Source organism: Chryseobacterium sp. SIMBA_028 (genome assembly GCF_046535285.1).
Classification (GTDB): Bacteria; Bacteroidota; Bacteroidia; order Flavobacteriales; family Weeksellaceae; genus Chryseobacterium.
This window is the reverse complement of sequence record NZ_JAWRWZ010000008.1, coordinates 89,074-108,314: the sequence shown is the minus strand read 5'-3', so window position 1 is coordinate 108,314 and position 19,241 is coordinate 89,074. Positions and strand designations below refer to the sequence as shown.

Here is a 19,241-nt window from a genome sequence, read left to right as displayed (position 1 = left end):
ATATGCCTGTTTTTAAACCTTTCCGTGGAATAAGACCTCACAGAGACTTTGAGGATACTTTCCCTACTCATCCACTGGATAATTTTACCCAGGAAGAAATCGCTGAGAAAGCTCAGGTTGAAAATACCTACATCAATATGATTAAGCCATATGTTGTAAGTAAATCCAAGGATATTGACCGGAACCTGAGGAAAATCCGTTCTACCTTTGAAGAACTGCTGGACGAAAAGAAATTGGTCCAGGATAATTCTGCATACTATCTTTATGAGCAGATATATCCTAATAAGCAAATTTTCAGAGGACTCTTGGGACTGGCAAGTATTGAAGATTTCTGGAATGGAAAAATCAAAAGACATGAAAGTACCATTCCACAGAAAAAAGAAAAACTGGCTCATTATCTTGAAAAAGTAAATCTGCAGGCAGAACCTGTACTTCTTACCTACCCTGCCAACTCAAAAATTGAGTTGCTGATGAACCACGAGGAAAAAAATGTCCCTATCTTTAATCATGTAGACACCATTGGGATCAGACATAAAATCTGGAGAATAGATAACCGCTTAAAGCTGCAACAATTTAAAGAAGTAATCGACCAGATTGATTCATTTTATATTGCTGACGGACACCATAGAATTGGTTCTACAGCCATAAATGCAAAACGTCACAAGGATAAGAACAAAAGACATAACGGTACAGAACTTTACAACTTTGTATACAGTTTTATTGTTTCCAACCAATCCATTAAGATTCACGACTACAATAGAATCTTGCATGATCTGAACGGGGTTTCAAAAGAAGATTTCTTAAAGCAGCTTGAAGAATACTTCTTGATCCACGAAAAAGGAGAAACATCCTATTTTCCATCTCAGAAATTCCATATTTCAATGTATTTGGATGGTAAGTTCTATTCTCTTCATGTGAAGCATGATCTTCGTTCAAAGGAAATGTCATTGGATAACCTGGATCACCATTTATTAGATAAATACATATTCAAGGGTATTTTAAAAATAGAAGATCCGGATAGCTCTGAATTGATTTCCTATGTAAAAGGTACCTCTAACCTTAGCGGAATTAATCTTTTAAAAGAAAAGGTAGACAACAATGAAGGTAAGGTCGGTTTCGGTATTTATCCTGTAAGTTTTAATGATATGATTAAAATTTCGGATTTAAAATTAAGCATGCCTCCAAAATGTACATTCATCGAGCCAAAATTGATTACAGCCCTGTTAATGTACGACATGAAACCTTAATAAATTCCTATTTTTTCCCTACTTTTATCATTGGAAAAAGAAAGGTAAATAAAAAATGAAAAAAATATTCATTATACTTCCACTCTTTTTGAGTGGATTTTTATTTTCTCAGAAAAAGCCACATAAAAATCCGGCAAAAAAAAGCACCACAGTCAAGTTCAATTATCACGATGAGTTCAAAAAGATCTCCGATGAAATTTTAACCAACGGTACAGCCTATGAAAACCTTGCAGAACTTACAAAAGGAATTGGGCCCCGTTTCAGCGCGACTCCGGGATACACAAAAGCAACCGAATGGGCAGAAAGAAAGTTCAAGGAAATTGGTATCAATATGATCTGGCGACAAGAAGCCAAAGCTCCCGTCTGGATCAGGGGGAAAGAGTCTTTACAGATAAAAACAGGAAACGGAGATTGGAAAAATATCAGAATGCTATCGTTCGGAAACTCTGAAGGAACAGGAGGAAAAGACTTGACGGGAGAAATTATTTTAATCAACTCCACTTCAGAACTTAATACCATGTCAATAGGTCAGCTAAAAGACAAAATTGTTTTCGTGAATGTTCCTATGGACCCCACCATTGTAAATACAAGCGATTCCTATTTACAGACCGCAAAATCAAAACTAATTTCTGCTTCTGTAATTGCTAAAACAGGTGCAAAAGCATTAATTATAAGATCATTAACAACAGCTAATGACGATACTCCCCATGCTAAAATGATTTACTACGAACCAGATGATAAAGTAAAAATTCCAGCTTTATCAATAGGGGTAAAATCAGCAGATGAATTGGAGAAAACATTAAAAAAGCAAAAGGTTAATGCCAAAATCAATATGACTGCCGAATCAAAAGGCAGTACGACAAATCCAAATATCATTGCTGAAATTCAGGGTAAAAAAGATTCTAAAGTAATTGTTTTAGGCGCTCAGCTTGATTCTTGGGATATTGGCGAAGGAGCCATTGATGATGGAACAGGAGTTGCACAGTGCATTGAAGTTTTAAGAACCTTAAAAGCACTTGGGTATGAAAATAATCACACCATCCGTGTAGTCCTGTACGCCAACAGTGAAAATGGAGGCCAAGGTCGTGAAATGTATGCCGCGTATGTGAAAAAGAAAGAAGAAAAACACGTATTCGCCTTAGGAACAGATGCGGGAGGCTATTCACCAAGAGGATTCTCATTAGATATGCCTCCACAAAGACGAAAGCAAATTTTTGAATGGAAAAACTATTTCCTCCCTTACGGAATTTATGACTTTGATCAAACCTATGCCATACAGGATATTTCCCCTTTGAAGAAACTGGATATTCCATTGGCAGAACTGGTTGTAGACACACAGCGTTACTTTGATTACCATCACTCTGCAGAAGATACTTTTGACAAGGTAAATAAAAGAGAACTTCTCTTGGGTGCAGCAGCCATGACGCAGTTGATTTTTATGATTGATAAAAACTGGTAACATGAAAAAAATTATAAACCTATCATTAATCACTTTAGGAGTAACCTTTTTATCAGGACAAACTAAAGAAGACTCTATACAGTTCAATAAAATCTCCGCAGAAATCCTAAACAATGGAAAAGGATACAATGAACTGCACGAACTCACCAAAACCATTGGCCATCGTTTAAGCGGTTCCGAAGCCTATGAAAAGGCCGTAAAATGGGCAGAACAAAAACTTCGTGATGCAGGAGCAGACAAAGTATGGCTTCAGGAAGTCATGATCCCTGTCTGGGTAAGAGGAAAAGAATCCCTGCACATCAAGACCTCCAATGGAAACTGGAAAGGTCTTAAAATGTTATCCCTAGGAAATTCTGAAGGAACTGGTGGCAAGGATGTTTCAGGAGAGATCATCATGGTCAAATCTTTGGAAGAATATGATTTGTTACCTGCTGAAAAAGTAAAAGACAAGATTGTTTTCTTTAATTATCCCTTTAGTCAAGGACATGTGCAAACTTTTATCGCCTACCGGGAAGCAGGAGCCTATAGAAGAACTGCAGCTTCATTAACAGCTAAAAAAGGTGGAAAATTCGCTATTATCCGATCACTATCTTCGGCTTTTGACGACGTTCCTCATACCGGAAATATGAGATATGAGGACAATATTTCAAAGGTTCCCGCTGTAACAATCGGAAATACAACAGCAGACGAACTTGAAGCCTTATTAAAAAGTCAAAAAATCACTGCAAAACTCAATTCCAATTGCGGAATGAAAGGTGAGAAACTCTCCCACTCCGTTATTGGTGAAATTACAGGAAAAAAAGATCAAAGCGTAATTGTAGTGGGTGGACATCTTGATTCATGGGACGTGGGCGAAGGAGCTCATGACGACGGTGCAGGAATTGTTCAAAGCATTGAAGTAGTAAGAACATTCAAAAAATTAGGAATACAAAATAACCATACCATCAGGGTTGTTTGCTTTGCCAATGAAGAAAACGGAACAAAAGGCGGAAAACAATACGGGAAAACAGCTAAGGAAAGCAATGAAAAGCATCTTTTTGCCATAGAATCCGATGCCGGAGGTTTTTCTCCCAGAGGAATTTCACTGGAAATGGATGACGCCAAAAGAAACCAAATCAAAAGCTGGGTAAAATTATTTCTACCTTATGGCGTTTATAATTTTGAAGGAAAATATTCAGGTTCAGATATTGCTCCGCTTCACGAAATGGGTGTTCCAACAGCAGAGCTCGTTCCTGATCCGCAACGTTATTTTGATATTCACCATACCGCAGAAGATACTTTTGAAAAAGTAAACCGTCGGGAATTACTCCTTGGAGCAACGGTTATGACCCAACTTATTTATATGATTGATAAAAATTGGTAAACAATGAAAAAGATACTAGGAACCTCATTATTACTTTTGGGAATGACTGTTTTTGGTCAGTCTAAAGAAGATTCTCTACAGTTCAGTAAAATCTCTCTGGAAGTTTTAAACAATGGAAAAGGATACAATGATCTGCGAGAACTTACAAAAAATATCGGCCACCGTTTAAGCGGTTCCGAAGCCTACGAAAAATCCGTAAAATGGGCAGAACAGAAACTTCGTGATGCAGGAGCAGATAAAGTATGGCTTCAGGAAGTCATGATCCCTGTATGGGTAAGAGGAAAAGAATCCCTTCACATCAAAACCATCAATGGTAGCTGGAAAAACCTTAAAATGTTATCCTTAGGCAATTCCGAAGGAACAGGCGGTAAGGATGTTTCAGGAGAAATTATCATGGTAAAATCTATGGACGAATACAACCAACTCCCGGCCGAAAAGGTAAAGGATAAAATTGTATTCTTTAACTACCCTTTCAAACAATCATTCATTGAAACCTTTAAAGGATACAGTGATGCTTCAAAATACAGATCAACGGCTGCTTCTTTAACAGCCAAAAAAGGAGGAAAATTTGCCATTGTCCGATCACTTTCCTCTGCATTTGATGATATTCCACACACAGGAGCCATGCGCTATGACGAAAGCGTTTCCAAAATACCCGCTGTAGCTATTGGAAGTACCACCGCAGACGAACTTGAAGCCTTATTAAAAAGTCAAAAAATCACTGCAAAACTCAATTCCAATTGCGGAATGAAAGGTGAGAAACTCTCCCACTCCGTTATTGGTGAAATTACAGGAAAAAAAGATCAAAGCGTAATTGTAGTGGGTGGACATCTTGATTCATGGGACGTGGGCGAAGGAGCTCATGACGACGGTGCAGGAATTGTTCAAAGCATTGAAGTAGTAAGAACATTCAAAAAACTAGGAATACAAAACAATCATACCATCAGGGTTGTTTGCTTTGCCAATGAAGAAAATGGAGTAAAAGGAGGTATCCAATATGGAAAAACAGTAAAAGAAAGCAATGAAAAACATCTTTTTGCCATAGAATCCGATGCAGGAGGTTTTGCCCCGAGAGGAATTGCTCTTGACATGGATGATACTAAAAGAAAACAAATCCAGGGCTGGTCAAAATTATTCCTACCCTACGGAGTCTATAATTTTGAAGAAAGATTTTCAGGAACAGACCTTTACCCCCTTCATGACATGGGAATTCCTGCTGCAGAATTAATGCCGGATTCTCAACGTTATTTTGATATTCATCATACAGAAGAAGATACTTTTGAAAAAGTAAACCGTCGGGAATTACTCCTTGGAGCCATAACAATGACGCAGATTATTTATATGATTGATAAAAACTGGTAAAAAGTACCGGTTAGTACTATAAAAGAGTCCATGTAAATCTTAATAGCTAAGATTTATATGGACTTTTACTTTTAACTCACATCTTGAATTGATGCAGAAACTCAAACATAAGATTTAAAAATATTTTCAGAATAATACTATTGAAAATCAATAGTAACAAGCATTAGACTGTTTATTTTACAAGTCTATTCCAATGGCTTTAACCAAAACCTAACTGTTTCCGCTCTTTTTTTACATTTATACTATACCTTATTTAGATTGTAGTGATTTTTTAGATAATTCCTTAATTTCAAAATTTGCGATAAGTTATATGCTTTTCTTTACTGGTCTGAGAAAAGTAACATCTGTTCTTGGCTTTCATTCATTACAAATTTCTTTTTTCTTCGTTTAAGGAAATATGACACTGGATAAACTTATAAACAACAAGTTACAGCAAAATAACTCAAACTGTTAATAGTAGAGTTATCACTTTGGCATGAAATTGGCATTTACTTTTTCGAGAAAAAATTAAAAAAACACTAAGGATGAGAAAAAAGGTTTTCTGTGGATTTTCAGTTTTCCACTGATTCAAAGTTCATATTGATGTATATGAATCCTTTTTTTTCTACGATGCCGTAAAAGATACGGGAACGTGATAGATTAACCTCTGGTTAATTTTTCACAGCAGTATTATGCCCCGTATCTGACTGGTATCATTTAAAACTCCATGAATCATCTATTGATTCAAAAAAACTATAAATCCCGGACTTTAAGCCCGGTATAACGATATAAATAAACGGCAAAGTCATCGTGAACCTTAGCCCAGTAAGAGAATATGCCATTCTTTTTACCGTGATGATTGTGTTGCTTTATTCTAATTAATTAATGTATAACCCTTAAAATGTTAGTAATGATGAGAGCCTTTTTTGAAATGATTTTTAAGAGAAATGAAGACGCAGCGAAAATGCATATCTGGAGCCTATTATTGGTCTTGAGTTTTGCCGCTTTTTCTGTATTGGTATACACCTCGAAACCAAGCTTTAACAGCTTAATTATATATCTGACAGCATTTGCTGCCTATATCGGCTTTGGCCTTGTATTCATCAGTTCCCTAGCCGGAACAGGAATGAAGAAAAGATCAAGCAGAAACATATAACTTTTTAATCTTTCTTTTACTGAAAAACCGCCCTTTTGGGGCGGTTTTTTGATAAATTATTCTTTCAAAATTTATTCATTAAAGATATCCTTCATCATCTTATCAAGGAACTTTGTCGTTTCTTCTTCAATAATTTTTTCAGATTTTGCAACTAGCTCTGCATGAAAAGGCTGACAACAGGCTTTAATTCCAAATCCGTCGTCAGTTTTCACAAATTCCGGATGCAATCCATGTTCTTTACAAGTTTCTGATTCAATTTCCTGCTTTATTAAATCGTAATTCAGATCAAACATATTTTCTATTTTTATTTCATTGGTGATTGATAAAGATAGAAATATTTTTCGTTTACAGAAATCCGGATTTCTACGGTACTTTTATAAAAACAAAAAAGCCGCTCTTTTCGGAACGGCTTTCATATCTTAAAAAAGATTCAATTATTTTACTTTTACAAGCTCAACATCGAAAACTAACCAAGAGTTTGGTGGAATAACTCCTCCTGCTCCTCTCTCTCCGTAACCCATTGCTGGCGGAATCAATAAAGTAGCAGTTTCTCCCTCTTTTAACAATAGGATACCTTCATCCCATCCTTTGATCACTCTTCCCATTCCGATTGGAATTTCGATCGGCTCGTTTCTCTTGAATGAAGAATCGAACTCAGTACCGTCTACTAACTTTCCAGCATAGTGTACAGATACGTTATCACCAGATTTTGGAGCTTTACCATCCGCTGTTTTAGTGATTTTATAGTAAAGACCTGATTCAGTTTTTTGCATTCCGGCTTTTAGGTTTTCAACTAATTTTTCCTGGTTTGCTTTAAATTCTTCTTCTTTTTTCTTTTTTTCAGCTTCTTCTTTAGCGATGAAAGCTTTATTGTTTTCTGCAATTTTAGCTTTTCCTTCGTTGAAAGTTTTAGCTGCATCGTAATTTTTGTACTCGTCACCTTTTCCGAAAACAGAAACTTTCTCTAGAACGATATCTGTTTTAGGCTTATCCTGAGCTCCTTTTTCAACATTGGCAATAGCATCAATTACATCATTACCTTTTACCACTTTTCCGAAGATCGTGTGTCTTCCGTCTAACCAAGGGGTAGCTACTTCAGTGATGAAAAACTGAGACCCGTTTGTGTTTGGTCCGGAGTTCGCCATAGAAAGAATCCCTTTTCCTGTATGTTTAAGGTCATTTCTTTCATCCTCGAATTTATATCCAGGATCTCCCATTCCTGTTCCCTGAGGATCACCTCCCTGAATCATGAAATCTTTGATCACTCTGTGGAAAATAGTTCCGTCATAGTAAGGAACTCCCTTAGCCTTAGCTTTGTTATCGATTTTCCCTTCTGCAAGACCGATAAAGTTGGCTACAGTTACTGGTGCTTTCTTGTCCTCAAACTTAACAATTAAGTTACCTTTTGTGGTTTGAAGATTAGCATAAAGTCCGTCATTAAGACCTTCGTAAGTTTCTTTGTCTACGTTCATTTTTTTATAAATTGGGGTACAACTCATCAGCGAAATACTTGCCGCTGCCAGAATTATATTTTTGTTAAACAATTTCATGTATTATAAAGCTTTTAATTTTATGATTAATGGGATATCGTTGTCTATTTTCTTTTCGTCTCCAAAAGTTCCGTAAGCCAAAGAAGACGGCACCAAAAGCGTTACTTCCTCTCCATCATGTATAAAACGCAAAGCATTCTCTACCGCTTTCAGTTCATCAAAGTGCCCGAATTTGGCATCTCTTCTTTCAAAAGGTTGATCATAGATCTTTGTCTGATCAAAATCGTACAATTCATACGAGTAAGAGATAAGAGTATTATCTGTTCTCCTTTCTCTACGATCATAGCCATCCACCGTAACCCAATAGTTAAGCTGTGTAGGATAATACTTTACCGATTGTCCGTTAATCCAATCCTGGATTTGGCCTCTCTCTATAGCATTCAGATTTTTCATCCTATTCTTAGAAACATCCAGGTCTTTTTGGCTTAAAACACCTCCTACCGGAGGATGAGCCGTCTGTGCATTTCTATTGCAACCTAACAGGCTTATGGCTGATATGAAGAGTAATTTTTTCATAAACTTATGCGAAAATACACATTTCATGAATTAATTACAAAACTTATCCTAGGATTTACCATAACAATTTAATATAAATAAAAAAAGCCGGGAATTTCCCGGCTTCAATATTATTATTCAGTTAAGATTAAACTGTTTCTAAAGCGTGATCTACTACCACTCTCCATCCGAATGGATCTTCAGCAAGATTGTTTTGTAGGTCTACCAAGTCTTTCTTAAGTATAGCTGCATAGCTTTCTTCATCAGATAATCTTGGAAGAGCCAATTTCTCGCCTTGGTATCCTAAAGCCTGGAATTGAGTTGTTACAACCGCTGTACCTACTCCCCATACTTCTTTAAGGTTACCACTCTTTAAAGCTTCAATTACTGTTTTCACAGGAATTGGTTCTACTTTCACTTCAATTCCTCTTTTCTTAGCTAATTGAAGGAAGCTGTCTCTTGTAACTCCGTCAAGAATTTTCTCAGAAGTTGGGGGCGTATAAATTGTATCGTTAATTCTTACAAATACGTTCATTGTACCACTCTCTTCAAAATACTCGTGAGTAGCATCGTCAGTCCAGATAATTTGTTCATATCCTTCTTCAATAGCCAATTGAGTTGGGTAGAAAGAAGCGGCATAGTTTCCTGCTGCTTTAGCAGAACCTACTCCACCGTTTGCTGCTCTTGAATAGTGATCAGAAATTTTTACAGAAACTGGTTCTGCATAATAACTTTTCGCTGGTGTAGCAACAATAGCAAACATATATTTTTCAGAAACTCTAGCTTTCAAAGCTTCTTCTGTAGCAAAAATCAAAGGTCTGATATATAATGACATTCCTTCTCCTTGAGGAATCCAGTCTCTATCAATATCTACTAATGCTTTTAATCCGTCTAAAAACATTTCCTCAGTCACCTCAGGCATAGCAAGACGCTTCGCTGACTTGTTGATACGTTCAAAATTCTTTTCAGGCCTGAAAAGGAAAACCTGCCCATCTTTGTCTTTATAGGCTTTCATCCCTTCAAAACAAGCTTGTCCATAGTTTACCCCCATCATAGCAGGTGTAAATGGAATGGGACCGTAAGGAACTAATTTTACATCACCCCATTTTCCATTTTCGTACTCACATATAATCATATGATCTATGAATGTACCACCAAATGAAAAGTTGTTTGGGTCAAATGTAGAAATTCTGGAGTTTTCAGTTTTTTGAATTATCATTTTTTAAAATTTTTACGATGTTCTACAAATTTAACATAATTTTCTAAATATAAAAATTTTAGAGTAAATTTGACAAAAAAATAGCTTGAAAAGAGAGATTAAGACCACAAACGACGGAAGTAAAACATTGTTTATCAGTGATTTAAATGAAAACTACCATTCTCACCACGGAGCTCTTCAGGAAGCAGAACACGTGTTTATCAAAAATGGATTAAACTTAATAAATGATTGCGAAATTAATATTTTAGAACTAGGTTTTGGAACAGGTTTGAATGTTTTAGTGACAATTAATGAATATTTAAAAACTGACAAAAATCATGTCATCAATTATTTTTCCCTGGAAAAATACCCCATAAATGAATCAGAAGTTAAGGATTTAGCCTATTTTGAACTTTTTGATAACCCAGAGTTAAAAAATATTTATCAGAAAATTCATCTAGCAGATTGGGAAAAGCCAGTTGAAATCATTAGTGGATTCAACTTAAAAAAGATAGAATGTGACTTTTTTGATCTAAAGAACATCGATCTGCCTAAAATCAATCTTGTTTACTTTGATTGTTTTGGGGCAAGAGTACAACCTGACCTTTGGGAAAAACCTTTATTTGAAATGGTTTCTGACAAAATGGCCATTAACGGATTATTAACAACATACTCTTCCAAAGGGAGCGTAAGAAGAATCCTACAGGAACTTAATTTTAATGTAGAGAAGAAACAAGGCCCACCAGGAAAAAGGGAGATGATTAATGCCGTGAAACTATAAGATGGGAAATGGGAACAATCCTTAAAATAGGTTAATTGCAGTGTTGTTTTTTTTGCTATTTCATCTTTTCATCCTTATACTGCTCATAAAAATTCCTTACATTAGCTATACAAATTATTTTACATTATATATATGATAGACAAGATCAACATTAGGGTGTATGGCTGTGCGGTAAAAGATAAAAAAGTTCTCACCCTGTTTGAGGAATATGCCGGTGAACCTTTAGTGAAATTTCCTGGCGGCGGATTGGAATACGGAGAAGGAACATTAGATTGTTTGCATCGTGAATTTGATGAAGAACTTAATGTAAAGATCGATATTGCAGAACATTTTTATACACAGGAAGATTTTCTGGTTTCCCGCTTCAGAGAGAATGAACAACTGCTTACCATCTATTATATAGTGAACATTGTAGATGAAAATGAATTCCTTATTATGGATCCATGCATCGAAAAAACTGAATGGATGGAGATTGACAGACCAGATAATCCCTTTCCTTTACCTATAGACAAGATTGTATTTGATAAATTAAAAGAAAAATTCCTGTAAGCAATCTTACAGGAATTTTTTATTTATTTCTTTACCTTGAAGTCACTTGCTCCAGGATAAGGCTTCAGGTACCCTGAATTCCAATTGGACTGAAGTAATGATTCCACAAACTCATCGGTTCTGTTGGTATGGGGGTTATATCTCTCTTTAAGATCAATATCAGCCATCTTCCCTTTTAGATTCCACCAAAAAGCACTGAATCCACCTCTAAGTTCCTTAATGATTTCATATACGTTTTTACCGGTAGCTCTATTCATCAACTTGGCAAAAACCTGTCCTTCAGTGGTGGTAAGGTCTCTCAGTTGCTTTTCATACTGATCTGCAAGCATATTTTGTCTCTCTCTTACAAACTTTCTTTTAGCCTTACTATCCATATCATTCATATCCACCTGAATATCTCTGTACTGTTGCAAGGCAGTTACAAATAATGGATATACCCTGTACAATTTCTTATTAAGGAAATAATAATAATTTTTATCCAGCTGATTATTAAACCTCGGTTTATTAACCAAAACCAACTCATCCATTACGACTACAGGCTCTCCGTTCACTTCATAGATCTTCACTTTCTGCTGTTCGTCGTAATAATATTTATTGCCGAATTCATCTACCTTCAGAGACTCGGGTGGATATTGGTTGAGAGGTTTTGCTACCACAGAATCCTTTTGACCAAAAACACTGACTCCCAAAAAGAAAATAAAAAGGCAGATAATCTTACTAAAATTCATTATTTTTACACTTATAAGAACAAAAATTAAACGCAAAAATCATTCCTTTTTATGAAATTTGAAAAGAAATCTTTGAAATTTTTAGAGAAATATTTAAACACTTCATCACCAACCGGTTATGAACACAAGGGACAAGAGGTCTGGATGGACTACATCAGACCGTATGTAGATAAAATTGAAGTAGATCATTACGGAACATGTTATGGTATCATAAATCCTGAAGCCGAATTTAAAGTAGTGATTGAAGCCCATGCTGATGAAATTTCATGGTACGTTAATTATATCACTGATGACGGGTTGATCTATGTGATCAGAAATGGAGGTTCAGATCAGACGATTGCTCCATCTAAAGTAGTTAACATTCACGGAGAAAAAGGGATCGTAAAAGGGGTATTCGGATGGCCCGCCATTCATACCAGAAGCAATCAGAATGAACCTACTCCCAAAATTGAAAATATCTTCATCGATTGTGGAGCTATTTCCAAAAAAGAAGTGGAAGAAATGGGAATCTATGTAGGATGCATGATCACTTATCCTGATGAATTCTTCGAAATGAATGACAGATATTTCGTCTGCAGAGCCTTAGACAACAGAATTGGAGGCTTTATGATTGCTGAAGTAGCACGACTTTTAAAGGAAAATAAAAAATCTATTCCATTTGGGCTTTACATTACCAATTCTGTACAGGAAGAAGTTGGATTATATGGTGCAGATATGATTGCTGATACCATCAAGCCTAATATTGCGATTGTAACAGATGTTACCCACGACACGACAACCCCGATGATTGAAAAAGAAAAAGAGGGGAACCAGAAATGTGGTGATGGGCCAGTAGTATTCTTTGCTCCAAGTGTTCATCATACCATCAGAGAATTGATTATTGACACTGCAAAAACCGAAAAAATCCCTTATCAAAGAGCTGCAGCAAGCAGATCAACAGGAACAGACACTGATGCTTTTGCCCACTCCAACGGCGGAGTACCAAGTGCATTAATTTCCTTACCTTTGCGCTACATGCATACAACAGTGGAAATGGTATCTAAAGAGGATGTAGGAAACGTCATCAAGCTTATCTACGAAACCGTTCTGAAGATTACACCAGAAATGAAACTGAAGTATCATTAATAGAATCAAGATGAAAGACACAAGATTCAAGAGACTAAAATATAAAACACCTGTTTTCAATATATCCGGCTCTTGATTTTTGACTCTAAATATCTAATATAAAGTAAAAATGAAAACGAAGCTTATTGCTCCATCCCTTTTATCTGCAGACTTTGGGAATCTGCAAAGAGACATTGAAATGCTCAACAACTCCCAGGCCGACTGGTTCCATATTGATGTAATGGACGGGAGATTTGTACCTAACATTTCATTTGGTTTTCCTGTAATGAAAACTGTTCAGCAACATGCTAAAAAATTCGTGGATGTTCACTTAATGATTGTGGAACCTGAAAATTATGTTGATGAATTTATCAATCATGGTGCGGATCTGATTTCTGTACATTATGAAGCATGTACGCATCTTCACAGAATCATCCACCACATTCAGAGCAAAGGCGTAAAAGCCGGAGTTGTTTTAAATCCTTCCACTCCAGTTTTAATGTTGGAGGATATTATTGCTGATGTGGATTTGGTATTATTAATGAGTGTAAATCCAGGATTTGGAGGACAGAAATTCATTGAAAACACCTATAAAAAGATCGCCGAAACTAAGGATCTTATTTTAAGCAACAACTCTACGGCTCTTATTGAAGTAGACGGAGGAGTAAATCTTGACAATGCATCAAAACTTTTTGAAGCCGGAGCAGATGTTCTAGTTGCAGGAAACGCAGTATTCTCTACAGAAAGCCCGGAAAGAACCATTGAGCTTTTAAAAATCTAAAAATAAACAGATTATAAATACACAAAAAGGCAGTTCTTATAGAGCTGCCTTTTCGCTGAAATTTGAGTCGTCGTGGTTATGAATTTTCTTTCAAGATTCTTTAAATGTCTAAATTCTTCTTACTAACAACCCAAAGGTCTGAATAAAATATCACATAAACATCCGTAGAAATACGGTATTTTCATTTGAGTATTTTTACTTATATAAAACTTTTTATACTTCCTTATTCCAAATACAGGCACACACCACCAGAACAATCGTGATGACAGAAAAAACAGTTCTTATATTGTTCAGAAAATTCCATCTGTTTTCAAAGTTATCCCGCATTTGCTTGATAGCATCTGTCGTAGAATTAGAAATATCAAATTGATCCAATAAGTCATTCATGGGTACATTTCCAACTACAGTAACTCCAAAAACACCTATCAAGTAAGAGAATGTTGCCAATAAAAGAAAAATAAAAACAGGCTGTTCAGATCTAAATAAAAAGGCGGATATAGGAAGAAGAATTGCTGTTCCCATAAAACTCATAAAAAACACAGGATTTAGAATTTCCCGGTTAATATTTTGCATCGCTTTCAGATATTCCAGATCAGAAAGCTTTCCCAACCCAAGCACAACAGAGCAGGAATAGGCATAAAAAAGTCCGGCAATAAGAGCGGTAAGCACTGCGGTGATAATTAATAATACCGTTATCATTTTCATATATTTTGATTTGTGATGATCATAGATTACAGAGTTTTTTTAATAAGGATTCCATTTTTTAATGATATTCTGAGCGGTGAGTATCATTTCAGAATCCCAGTTCTCTGTTTTAAAATAATAAAATTCCTGATTTTTAATTAATGAGACATCGGCATTATCAAACAATAATCTCGTAAGCATAGTTTGTTCCTGATGCAAAAGGATATCTTCCAATGGATTTTCTAAAAGTTTTAGTTCCTTTTTATTCCAATGAAATTTCTGTTGATTCTTCCAATCCGATTCTGAAATAAGCTTTTTAACCTTAGCAAAATCTTCTAGAAAATCATTTTTTTCACTTTCTTGCTGAATGGAGTGACCAAGTCTTTCTATAATTACATATTCCAGATTGTGACATTGGGATAAAACCCATGGCAGTACAGATAAAATATCCTCAGGAATAATATCATCATGGGTATCCCTTCGAATGTGCTTTTTTCCATAAACACTATCCTGCCAGCTTCCTCCTGAAAGATGAATTTCTTTTACTTTATCCAAGGGATATGAATTGATAATTTCCTGCATCTCTATTTCAAAATTACAGGATTGACAGTAAATATTGTGAAGATCAAGAATCAGAAATCCGTGGGTATCTTCAATAAGTTTGTCCAGAAAAAGCCCTTGCTCTCTAACATCATCTACAGAGAATGAAAATGCCAGATTCTCTATCCCCACAGGAATTTCTAATGCTTCCTGAAGTCTGAAAAGCCTGTCCTTTCCTATTTGTAGTACTTTAGAATGCAAAGAAACCGGCAATGGTACGCCCTGATGGAAGTTCTCAGTATTCATGAAGCCAAAATGCTCCGTAATATGGTTGTAATTTCTTTGTTTAACCTCTCCCTTTAATCTATCCAACCATACATTCTGCCGTTCCGTCCATCTGGCATCAAATAATGAATAATAAACTCCATGACCGATCAGGCGATTATTTTCGGAGTAAAAATCTAACAAATCCCCAAGCCAGGTCGGTTCTTCTGTATGATAAAGGGTATCAAATGACCATTCCAATACATCAACAGAATTACTCTGCAGCAAAGGCAAAACAGCAGAAATAAACTCCGCTTCTGCCATCATTGATAATCCTAGCAGTGGCTTTCCCATCTCCTATCCCATCCCGCAGGCAGGGCAATTACGAGGGTCATGTCGAACTGTATCTTTTTTAACAATTACTTTAGGAGGTGTGGTAGGCTTCGGTTTTTTAGTTGTGTCGGAAGCGGCTGCTTTTCTAACTTTCTTTACCGGTTTTTTCGTTTTACCGGAAGATTGGGTAGTTTGTGCAGATACACCTACCGCTAATAAACTGGCCATTAATAATGTTGGAATTTTCATAATCGCTTTTTTAGAGGAAATTTGCAATAAACGTTCCATTTATTTCAAGTCTAAAATACAACAATTTATTATTGAATATTTTAATTTTTAGATCCTATCAGAAAATCAAGACCTCACTGCTATCTAAAAGCAGCTGAAATGGCAGTTATTGTGACAGCAGGGATACAATTTCAATATTGAGTAAAAGTATTTGTCACTATAAAAAACAAAATCCGAAGAATATTCTCCGGATCTTTTATTTTGTAAGGTAATTTTCTTAGAAAATCTCTCTTCCTGAAAAATGGAACTGAGCCTCGATTAATGCATTCTCGTCAGAATCTGAACCGTGAACTGCATTTTCTCCGATGCTTCTTGCAAACATTTTTCTGATTGTACCTTCTGCAGCTTCTGCAGGGTTAGTAGCACCAATCAATGTTCTGAAATCTTCAACTGCATTGTCTTTTTCTAAAACAGCAGCTACGATAGGACCAGAACTCATGAATTCTACTAACTCACCATAAAATGGTCTTTCAGCGTGTACTTCATAGAATTTTTTTGCATCAGCAACTGTAAGCTGAGTTAATTTTAAAGCTTTGATTTTAAAACCTCCTTCAGCAATCTTACCCAATATTGCACCGATATGTCCGTCAGCAACAGCATCAGGCTTAATCATAGTGAATGTAATGTTAGACATAAATGTATATTTTTTTAATGGCGCAAAATTACAAAAAATATCTTTGATTTTTATTTTAATTTTTTTTTAACATAAAAATAACTTTTATTAAGAAATTATGAACTCAACTTTGGCACAGTAATTGTTTATTCTATTGCGATTCTCATGTTTAATTTGAGTTTTCATGGTTATTAGTTTTTACCCAGCTTCGGCTGGGTTTTTTATTTGCAACAAAACAGCTATTTTGTTATCGATTTAATAAAATTAAAAACCTTATAAAAGTATATTAACACATTATTGCTTCTTATGCAATCAATGAAATAATCGAAAATTTTTATTTTTTTTTAGTCAGTTAGAATTCAGGTATTGAAAAGTAGAGTTATGTGACAAAATATGCATGACAAAAAGTAGAATTATCTTAATTTTTTTTTACTTTAAAAAATTCAGTTACTAAAAACCGTCTTTACTTTTTTTTAAAATTTATTTTATTAAGGTCTAATGTATTAAGTTTCTACTTTTTTTGTTCTATCTACGAAATTTGGTTCAGGATATACAGAATGGATTTTACTTGAATATACGAACAAAAGTATTCTTTCAGATTATTTTATATTAATCTGAGGTATTATTATGATATGAAAATGGTCTATTATTTTTGAGAAGCTTCCTCGGCTTCATCCATCAGTTTGATGTAATTAGCGTAACGAGAATGTTGAATTTCTCCTGCTTCAAGGGCATCAAGAACAGCACATTTAGGCTCATTAATGTGAAGACAGTTATGGAATTTACACCCTTCCCTTTTCTTAAATATTTCAGGAAAATAGTGTTGAACTTCTTCTTTTTCAATGTCGATCATTGCAAATTCACGAACTCCGGGAGTATCAATAACGTTTCCACCAAAATGCCAGAAATGCATCTGAGCAAAGGTTGTGGTGTGCTTTCCTTTTAAATGGGTATCTGAAATTTCTGAAGTTTTCAAATTTAATCCGGGCTGTAAAGCATTAACTAATGTAGACTTTCCGCACCCTGAGTGCCCGAAAAACACGGAGGTTCTATCTTTAAGGAGCTCCTGAAGCTGATCCAGGTTCAATCCTGAATAAGATGAGATTTCCAGGGTATTATACCCTATTTCCTGATAAATAAATTCAACATCTTTTACAATTTCAATTTCTTCTTCATGCAACACATCAATCTTGTTGAAAAGAATCAACGGTGTAATATTATATGCCTCACAGCAAGCTAAAAATCTATCCAGAAATCCTAAAGAAGTTTCCGGATGCTTTAAGGTGAAAATAAAGCATGCCAGATCTATATTGGAAGCAATGATATGTGCTTCTTTTGAAAGATTAACAGATTTTCTGATCAGGTAATTTCTGCGTGGTTCTATCTTCGTGATCCATGCAATATCATCCTGCTCCAACTGAAACTCAACAAAATCTCCTACAGCAAGCGGATTGGTAAGTCTTGTTTTGATCAATTTGAATTTACCTCTGATTCTGGCCTCGAAAATTTTATTTGTTTCCAATTCCAAAACCTGGTACCAACTGCCTGTAGATTTAATGATTTTTCCTTTCATAGATAATATGGTGCAAATATAAGAAATTAGGGCTTAGGGTAAGGAAATAGTTTATTCTAAATCTGACACCCTAAGCCCTACTAGCTATTATATATTCTCAGCAAGTTATTTCTTGTCAATCATAATGTTATTCTGTACTTCAATAGACTCTTCGTGAATCGCTTTGAAGACTTTCTCAATAAACTCCTGAGACATTCCTGTTTCTTTCGCTTTTTGTGTAGCGTATTCTGTAATTACTTTCCAACGTTCAGGCTGGAAGATGGCAATATCATTTTCTTGTTTAAGCTTACCAATTTTTTCTGAAATCTTCATTCTTTGAGAAAGAAGCTCGATTAACTGGAAATCAAGATCAGAAATCAATGTTCTGTGTCTTCCCATTTCCCCTTCAAAACCTGCAAGATTAGAGTTTCTTACTTTTAAGTTACCGATAAGTTCAGCAAGTACTTCAGGCGTAATCTGTTGAGAAGCATCACTCCACGCTTCATCGGGATTACAGTGCGATTCAATAATTGCCCCTTGGTAACCAACGTTAAGCGCTTCCTGAGTAATATCTGCCAAACCTGTTCTATTTCCACAAATGTGAGACGGGTCAATCAACATTGGAATATCCGGGAACTGGCTTTTGAAGTCAAGAGCAATCTGCCAGTTAGGGTTATTTCTGTATTTTGTTTTCTGGTATGTTGAGAATCCTCTGTGAATTACCCCTAGGTTTTTAATATCCTGACCTAAAAGTCTTTCAAGAGCACCAATCCATAATGCAAGATCCGGGTTTACAGGGTTTTTAACAAATACCGGCTTATCCGTTCCTCTTAATGCCATTGCAATTTCCTGTACTGTAAATGGGTTTACCGTAGAACGTGCTCCAATCCAAAGAACATCTACATCAGCCTCTAAAGCAGCAAATACATGGTGTGCATTAGCAACCTCTGTAGCTGTTTTGAATCCGTATTCTTCCTTTACTTTCTTTAGCCAGTTCAAACCAATTACTCCTACTCCCTCAAATCCATTTGGCTTTGTACGTGGTTTCCAGATTCCTGCACGGAAAACCGATACATTAGCATTGGATTCTTTAATTCTTCTGGCTGTTTCAAGCATCTGAGCTTCACTTTCTGCGCTACACGGCCCCGCAATCATTAATGGTTGTGTAAGCTCGTTGATCCACTCGTTTTTTAAATCTTTTAAATTCATATTCTA

20 protein-coding genes are annotated in these 19,241 nt (G+C 35.7%); 9 read left to right on the top strand and 11 right to left on the bottom strand.

What is annotated here, in order from left to right; translation table 11 throughout:
- Positions 1 to 2 precede the first annotated feature (2 nt).
- From SCA31_RS12230 to SCA31_RS12210, 5 genes are all read left to right on the top strand, one after another.
- A complete protein-coding gene (locus tag SCA31_RS12230) occupies positions 3 to 1,247 on the top strand; it encodes a DUF1015 domain-containing protein (protein ID WP_410697274.1) in 1,245 nt (414 codons plus the stop codon).
- A gap of 55 nt (positions 1,248 to 1,302) precedes the next feature.
- Positions 1,303 to 2,706: a M28 family peptidase gene (locus SCA31_RS12225; RefSeq protein WP_410697273.1), complete on the top strand. Its 1,404-nt coding sequence runs from the start codon at positions 1,303 to 1,305 to the stop codon at positions 2,704 to 2,706.
- Between the two features lies 1 nt (position 2,707).
- Positions 2,708 to 4,069 (top strand): M20/M25/M40 family metallo-hydrolase, encoded by a 1,362-nt coding sequence (locus SCA31_RS12220; protein WP_410697272.1) that lies wholly within the window; start codon positions 2,708 to 2,710, stop codon positions 4,067 to 4,069.
- Positions 4,070 to 4,072: 3 nt separating this feature from the next.
- Positions 4,073 to 5,431, top strand: coding sequence for a M28 family peptidase (locus SCA31_RS12215; protein WP_410697271.1), 1,359 nt, complete (start codon positions 4,073 to 4,075; stop codon positions 5,429 to 5,431).
- Between the two features lie 889 nt (positions 5,432 to 6,320).
- On the top strand, positions 6,321 to 6,566 hold the full coding sequence (locus tag SCA31_RS12210) for a hypothetical protein (protein ID WP_410697269.1): 246 nt from the start codon (positions 6,321 to 6,323) through the stop codon (positions 6,564 to 6,566).
- Positions 6,567 to 6,637: 71 nt separating this feature from the next.
- Here the strand turns inward: SCA31_RS12210 and SCA31_RS12205 are convergent, their stop codons facing one another.
- The 4 genes from SCA31_RS12205 to SCA31_RS12190 form a co-directional block, all read right to left on the bottom strand.
- Positions 6,638 to 6,859, bottom strand: coding sequence for a hypothetical protein (locus SCA31_RS12205; protein WP_410697268.1), 222 nt, complete (start codon positions 6,857 to 6,859; stop codon positions 6,638 to 6,640).
- Positions 6,860 to 7,000: 141 nt separating this feature from the next.
- Positions 7,001 to 8,038, bottom strand: coding sequence for a peptidylprolyl isomerase (locus SCA31_RS12200; protein ID WP_228422314.1), 1,038 nt, complete (start codon positions 8,036 to 8,038; stop codon positions 7,001 to 7,003).
- A gap of 81 nt (positions 8,039 to 8,119) precedes the next feature.
- A complete protein-coding gene (locus SCA31_RS12195) occupies positions 8,120 to 8,632 on the bottom strand; it encodes an FKBP-type peptidyl-prolyl cis-trans isomerase (protein WP_410697267.1) in 513 nt (170 codons plus the stop codon).
- 127 nt (positions 8,633 to 8,759) lie between these two features.
- A complete protein-coding gene (locus SCA31_RS12190) occupies positions 8,760 to 9,830 on the bottom strand; it encodes a branched-chain amino acid aminotransferase (protein WP_410697266.1) in 1,071 nt (356 codons plus the stop codon).
- Between the two features lie 85 nt (positions 9,831 to 9,915).
- Here SCA31_RS12190 and mnmD point away from each other — a divergent pair, with 85 nt between their 5' ends.
- Entirely contained in the window at positions 9,916 to 10,590 is a 675-nt protein-coding gene (gene mnmD, locus SCA31_RS12185; RefSeq protein ID WP_284464094.1) for a tRNA (5-methylaminomethyl-2-thiouridine)(34)-methyltransferase MnmD, read from the top strand.
- Positions 10,591 to 10,722: 132 nt separating this feature from the next.
- Positions 10,723 to 11,139 carry an NUDIX domain-containing protein gene (locus tag SCA31_RS12180; RefSeq protein ID WP_410697265.1) on the top strand — a complete coding sequence of 139 codons (417 nt, stop codon included), beginning with the start codon at positions 10,723 to 10,725 and terminating at the stop codon, positions 11,137 to 11,139.
- Between the two features lie 23 nt (positions 11,140 to 11,162).
- Here SCA31_RS12180 and SCA31_RS12175 read toward each other — a convergent pair whose 3' ends face one another.
- Positions 11,163 to 11,867, bottom strand: coding sequence for a DUF4294 domain-containing protein (locus tag SCA31_RS12175; protein WP_410697264.1), 705 nt, complete (start codon positions 11,865 to 11,867; stop codon positions 11,163 to 11,165).
- A 51-nt stretch (positions 11,868 to 11,918) separates the two neighbouring features.
- On the opposite strand from SCA31_RS12175, the gene SCA31_RS12170 reads away from it, so the two are divergent.
- Complete coding sequence (locus SCA31_RS12170; RefSeq protein WP_410697263.1) at positions 11,919 to 12,992, top strand: M28 family peptidase; 1,074 nt, start codon at positions 11,919 to 11,921, stop codon at positions 12,990 to 12,992.
- Between the two features lie 109 nt (positions 12,993 to 13,101).
- Entirely contained in the window at positions 13,102 to 13,752 is a 651-nt protein-coding gene (gene rpe, locus SCA31_RS12165; protein WP_109619448.1) for a ribulose-phosphate 3-epimerase, read from the top strand.
- Positions 13,753 to 13,965: 213 nt separating this feature from the next.
- Here rpe and SCA31_RS12160 read toward each other — a convergent pair whose 3' ends face one another.
- The 6 genes from SCA31_RS12160 to SCA31_RS12135 all read right to left on the bottom strand — a co-directional run bounded on the left by SCA31_RS12160 (position 13,966) and on the right by SCA31_RS12135 (position 19,235).
- Positions 13,966 to 14,451, bottom strand: a complete 486-nt coding sequence (locus SCA31_RS12160; protein ID WP_410697262.1) for a DUF1772 domain-containing protein — start codon at positions 14,449 to 14,451, stop codon at positions 13,966 to 13,968.
- Positions 14,452 to 14,496: 45 nt separating this feature from the next.
- Positions 14,497 to 15,594 carry a DUF692 family multinuclear iron-containing protein gene (locus SCA31_RS12155; RefSeq protein ID WP_410697261.1) on the bottom strand — a complete coding sequence of 366 codons (1,098 nt, stop codon included), beginning with the start codon at positions 15,592 to 15,594 and terminating at the stop codon, positions 14,497 to 14,499.
- Between the two features lie 3 nt (positions 15,595 to 15,597).
- Positions 15,598 to 15,861, bottom strand: coding sequence for a hypothetical protein (locus tag SCA31_RS12150; RefSeq protein ID WP_410697260.1), 264 nt, complete (start codon positions 15,859 to 15,861; stop codon positions 15,598 to 15,600).
- A gap of 217 nt (positions 15,862 to 16,078) precedes the next feature.
- The gene (locus SCA31_RS12145) at positions 16,079 to 16,495 is read right to left on the bottom strand and encodes a nucleoside-diphosphate kinase (RefSeq protein ID WP_034687444.1); all 417 of its coding nucleotides are present in this window, start codon (positions 16,493 to 16,495) and stop codon (positions 16,079 to 16,081) included.
- Positions 16,496 to 17,120: 625 nt separating this feature from the next.
- Positions 17,121 to 18,047, bottom strand: a complete 927-nt coding sequence (gene rsgA / locus SCA31_RS12140) for a ribosome small subunit-dependent GTPase A (RefSeq protein WP_410697259.1) — start codon at positions 18,045 to 18,047, stop codon at positions 17,121 to 17,123.
- Positions 18,048 to 18,152: 105 nt separating this feature from the next.
- Entirely contained in the window at positions 18,153 to 19,235 is a 1,083-nt protein-coding gene (locus SCA31_RS12135) for a chorismate mutase (protein WP_410697258.1), read from the bottom strand.
- Between the last annotated feature and the right edge of the window lie 6 nt (positions 19,236 to 19,241).

Coding starts and splice junctions, on each gene's coding strand:
- SCA31_RS12230 (WP_410697274.1), top strand. CDS start 3: ATGCCTGTTTTTAAACCTTTCCGTGGAATAAGACCTCACAGAGACTTT.
- SCA31_RS12225 (WP_410697273.1), top strand. CDS start 1,303: ATGAAAAAAATATTCATTATACTTCCACTCTTTTTGAGTGGATTTTTA.
- SCA31_RS12220 (WP_410697272.1), top strand. CDS start 2,708: ATGAAAAAAATTATAAACCTATCATTAATCACTTTAGGAGTAACCTTT.
- SCA31_RS12215 (WP_410697271.1), top strand. CDS start 4,073: ATGAAAAAGATACTAGGAACCTCATTATTACTTTTGGGAATGACTGTT.
- SCA31_RS12210 (WP_410697269.1), top strand. CDS start 6,321: ATGATGAGAGCCTTTTTTGAAATGATTTTTAAGAGAAATGAAGACGCA.
- SCA31_RS12205 (WP_410697268.1), bottom strand. CDS start 6,859: ATGTTTGATCTGAATTACGATTTAATAAAGCAGGAAATTGAATCAGAA.
- SCA31_RS12200 (WP_228422314.1), bottom strand. CDS start 8,038: ATGAACGTAGACAAAGAAACTTACGAAGGTCTTAATGACGGACTTTAT.
- SCA31_RS12195 (WP_410697267.1), bottom strand. CDS start 8,632: ATGAAAAAATTACTCTTCATATCAGCCATAAGCCTGTTAGGTTGCAAT.
- SCA31_RS12190 (WP_410697266.1), bottom strand. CDS start 9,830: ATGATAATTCAAAAAACTGAAAACTCCAGAATTTCTACATTTGACCCA.
- SCA31_RS12180 (WP_410697265.1), top strand. CDS start 10,723: ATGATAGACAAGATCAACATTAGGGTGTATGGCTGTGCGGTAAAAGAT.
- SCA31_RS12175 (WP_410697264.1), bottom strand. CDS start 11,867: ATGAATTTTAGTAAGATTATCTGCCTTTTTATTTTCTTTTTGGGAGTC.
- SCA31_RS12170 (WP_410697263.1), top strand. CDS start 11,919: ATGAAATTTGAAAAGAAATCTTTGAAATTTTTAGAGAAATATTTAAAC.
- rpe (WP_109619448.1), top strand. CDS start 13,102: ATGAAAACGAAGCTTATTGCTCCATCCCTTTTATCTGCAGACTTTGGG.
- SCA31_RS12160 (WP_410697262.1), bottom strand. CDS start 14,451: ATGATAACGGTATTATTAATTATCACCGCAGTGCTTACCGCTCTTATT.
- SCA31_RS12155 (WP_410697261.1), bottom strand. CDS start 15,594: ATGGGAAAGCCACTGCTAGGATTATCAATGATGGCAGAAGCGGAGTTT.
- SCA31_RS12150 (WP_410697260.1), bottom strand. CDS start 15,861: ATGGAACGTTTATTGCAAATTTCCTCTAAAAAAGCGATTATGAAAATT.
- SCA31_RS12145 (WP_034687444.1), bottom strand. CDS start 16,495: ATGTCTAACATTACATTCACTATGATTAAGCCTGATGCTGTTGCTGAC.
- rsgA (WP_410697259.1), bottom strand. CDS start 18,047: ATGAAAGGAAAAATCATTAAATCTACAGGCAGTTGGTACCAGGTTTTG.
- SCA31_RS12135 (WP_410697258.1), bottom strand. CDS start 19,235: ATGAATTTAAAAGATTTAAAAAACGAGTGGATCAACGAGCTTACACAA.